The sequence below is a fragment of the Nonomuraea sp. NPDC047897 genome (assembly GCF_043204415.1).
GTDB lineage: Bacteria > Actinomycetota > Actinomycetes > Streptosporangiales > Streptosporangiaceae > Nonomuraea.
In genome coordinates, this window is record NZ_JBIDCC010000034.1 from 1,618 (window position 1) to 4,265 (window position 2,648).

Annotated in this window: 2 rRNA genes (1 of these 2 running past the window's edge); both read right to left on the reverse strand. The window is 58.0% G+C overall.

Annotation, left to right across the window (positions count from 1 at the left end):
- Positions 1-1,561, reverse strand: a 23S ribosomal RNA gene (locus tag ACGF0J_RS38005) (it extends 1,615 nt beyond the left edge of the window).
- A 372-nt stretch (positions 1,562-1,933) separates the two neighbouring features.
- Positions 1,934-2,648: ribosomal RNA gene (locus tag ACGF0J_RS38010) — 16S ribosomal RNA — on the reverse strand; the annotation flags it as partial.

The following is a 2,648-nucleotide window of genomic DNA, read 5'->3' on the forward strand; positions in this document are numbered from 1 at the left end:
ACTTAAGGACTCTTAGCATCACGAGGTTCGATATGGGCGCGTTGAAGCGGGTACGGGAATATCAACCCGTTGTCCATCGACTACGCCTGTCGGCCTCGCCTTAGGTCCCGACTTACCCTGGGCGGATTAGCCTGCCCCAGGAACCCTTGGTCATCCGGCGCGAGGGTTTCTCACCCTCGATTCGCTACTCATGCCTGCATTCTCACTCGCACACCCTCCACCACTCGATCACTCGGCGGCTTCACCGGATGCACGACGCTCCCCTACCCACCAACACGAACGAATCCGTATCAGTGCCACGACTTCGGCGGTGTACTTGAGCCCCGCTACATTGTCGGCGCGGAATCACTTGACCAGTGAGCTATTACGCACTCTTTCAAGGGTGGCTGCTTCTAAGCCAACCTCCTGGTTGTCTCTGCGACTCCACATCCTTTCCCACTTAGCACACGCTTAGGGGCCTTAGTCGGTGATCTGGGCTGTTTCCCTCTCGACTACGAAGCTTATCCCCCGCAGTCTCACTGCCACGCTCTCACTTACCGGCATTCGGAGTTTGGCTGACGTCAGTAACCTTGTCGGGCCCATCGGCCATCCAGTGCTCTACCTCCGGCAAGAAACACGCAACGCTGCACCTAAATGCATTTCGGGGAGAACCAGCTATCACGGAGTTTGATTGGCCTTTCACCCCTACACACAGGTCATCCCCCAGGTTTTCAACCCTGGTGGGTTCGGTCCTCCACCCAGTCTTACCTGAGCTTCAACCTGCCCATGCGTAGATCACTCCGCTTCGGGTCTACAGCATGCGACTCAAACGCCCTATTCAGACTCGCTTTCGCTACGGCTCCCCCACACGGGTTAACCTCGCCACACACCATAACTCGCAGGCTCATTCTTCAAAAGGCACGCAGTCACATCACACAGAAGACAAGCTCCTGTAAGCTCCTACGGCTTGTAGGCACACGGTTTCAGGTACTATTTCACGACCCCTCACCGGGGCACTTTTCACCTTTCCCTCACGGTACTCGTGCACTATCGGTCATCAGGGAGTATTTAGGCTTACCAGGTGGTCCTGGCAGATTCACACAGGATTCCTCGAGCCCCGTGCTACTCGGGAACACCCCAAAGAGTCCATCCGATTTCGCCTACCCGGCTCTCACGGTCTACGGCGCCCCTTCCCAGAGGCTTCAACTATCGAACAGATTTATCACTCTTCACAGTCCCGGCAGAGACTGAAAGGAGGTCCCACAACCCCGAACATGCAACGCCTGCCGGCTATCACACACGCCCGGTTTAGCCTCATCCGCTTTCGCTCACCACTACTCACGGAATCACTGTTGTTTTCTCTTCCTACGGGTACTGAGATGTTTCACTTCCCCGCGTTACCACCAACCGCCCTATACATTCAGGCGGAGGCAACACCACATGACTGGTGCTAGGTTTCCCCATTCGGACATCCCCGGATCAACGTCTGGTTGGCGACTCCCCGAGGCTTAACGCAGCCTCCCACGTCCTTCATCGGCTCCTGATGCCAAGGCATCCACCGTGTGCCCTAAAAAACTTGGCCACAAAGATGCTCGCGTCCACTATGCAAATCTCAAACAACAACCAGCAACCAACCCACCCCACCACCAACACCCAGCACCCGAAAGCACCAGACTGGTATGGCAGGAGGCCGGCCCTGACCGAGGACCCACAGACCACGAGCCCACCAAAAGGCAGGCCCGTTCGTCCGTTCCCTCAGGACCCAACAGTGTGTCCGGAACCCCGCAACCCCTGCATCGCCGTTCCCACTCCTCCCGAAAGAGGCGGTACTAGCCGACCAGCGACCACGCTGAACCGAATAGCCAGTGCTCCACTAATGAGCTGCCGAGCGTGAGACGTTCGCTCACGACCTCGACGTGGACCAGGAGATGAACCCCCGGTCGGTGCTCCTTAGAAAGGAGGTGATCCAGCCGCACCTTCCGGTACGGCTACCTTGTTACGACTTCGTCCCAATCGCCAGCCCCACCTTCGACCGCTCCCCCCAGCAAGCTGGTTGGGCCACGGGCTTCGGGTGTTGCCGACTTTCGTGACGTGACGGGCGGTGTGTACAAGGCCCGGGAACGTATTCACCGCAGCGTTGCTGATCTGCGATTACTAGCGACTCCGACTTCATGGGGTCGAGTTGCAGACCCCAATCCGAACTGAGACCGGCTTTTAGGGATTCGCTCCGCCTCACGGCTTAGCAGCCCTCTGTACCGGCCATTGTAGCATGTTTGCAGCCCAAGACATAAGGGGCATGATGACTTGACGTCATCCCCACCTTCCTCCGAGTTGACCCCGGCAGTCTCCCATGAGTCCCCGGCCGCCCGAAGGCGCCGCTGGCAACATGGAACAAGGGTTGCGCTCGTTGCGGGACTTAACCCAACATCTCACGACACGAGCTGACGACAGCCATGCACCACCTGTCACCCAGTCCGAAGAGGGCTCCATCTCTGAAGCTTTCCGGGTGATGTCAAACCTTGGTAAGGTTCTTCGCGTTGCGTCGAATTAAGCAACATGCTCCGCCGCTTGTGCGGGCCCCCGTCAATTCCTTTGAGTTTTAGCCTTGCGGCCGTACTCCCCAGGCGGGGCGCTTAATGCGTTAGCTCCGGCACGGAGATCGTGGAAGA